2 protein-coding genes are annotated in these 1131 nt (G+C 35.5%); both read right to left on the minus strand.

Features of this window, described 5'->3' with window-relative positions; genetic code table 11:
• Positions 1-431: helix-turn-helix domain-containing protein (locus J2S19_RS23620; RefSeq protein ID WP_307347360.1), on the minus strand; the 431-nt coding region annotated here is incomplete at its 3' end.
• 134 nt (positions 432-565) lie between these two features.
• Positions 566-1131, minus strand: a 566-nt coding sequence (locus tag J2S19_RS23625; protein WP_307347363.1) for a DUF6431 domain-containing protein, incomplete at its 5' end; no start/stop codon positions are given.

Here is a 1131-nt window from a genome sequence, read left to right on the forward strand (position 1 = left end):
GGAGTTGCCACAATTTGTTTTCCTACAAGGTTGTGTTTTTTTAATAATCGATTTATAGTAGAGTAAGATATTTCATTTTTTTGTATCTCTCCATGCTCAATTAGTTGTTCGTAGAAAACACTAACTGGCATATGGAGAGATTTTTTTCGTATTTCCAGGACAAGATCTTGATCATCCGGGGATAGCCGTCGAGAATTCCCCTTATCCATACGCTTCTTTGGCTTTAGAGCATCAAACCCATTCCTTCGATAATTAAGAAGCCACTCCTTCATTGTTTTCTCTGCAATTTTTCTTTCTCCATAATAGGGAACTGAATGAACTTTATCTTCCAACCCTTTTAAATATTCCTTCGGATCAACTTGGCCATTAAATAGGGGAGCTATTAGGCCATACCGAAATAAGGCCACTTGTTCACGTTCTTTTTCATTCATGGAATCTTCCTCCTTTTTTATAGAAGGACGACCGGTCATCCATGATTATTATTCTACTTTTTTCGATATATTCTGACTATGAAAAAGGTATGTGGGACAAAGAATATTTATAAAATCACCCAAATATGGTAGAATTAATTTGCCATAAAGTATTTTGATAAGTGACCCCGTGACCTTCGTAAGAAGGGTGATTCGCCAAAATCAAGGATCATTTTCATATATTTTGTGGCCTCTTTTTTTATATCCCCCGACATTCCGCAGATTTTCCCTATGCCAATAAAGAAGCTATGAATCCAATTTATACATTTAAGATAACGATTTAGATGAAATCTCAATAATTGACGGCTGCCTTTTGCCTTTTTCTTTTTTAGAATTTGATTTACCCGTTTCATAACTGTATGAATTGTATGTTGAAAATAAGGGATTAGAAAGTCTGGAAGGATAGAGATATTCACTTCACATTGTAAACATTTTAGGCGACAAATTGGGATCCGTAGAGTTACCACTTCAGTTATTCCATAACGCCAGTAATAGCCGTTACGATGTAGATTGCCATGCGCCGGGCATTTGCAGTTTGGGCAAGTATCAAACAAAGGAAATTCATTGTTTTTTCCCCTTTCTTCATATTCCACCACCCCAATACCAAAATCATGAGAAATAATCATAAAAAAACTCCCCCTTCTAATATGCAAAAAATTTA

This window comes from Metabacillus malikii (assembly GCF_030813355.1).
In the GTDB taxonomy this organism is placed as follows: Bacteria; Bacillota; Bacilli; order Bacillales; family Bacillaceae; genus Metabacillus; species Metabacillus malikii.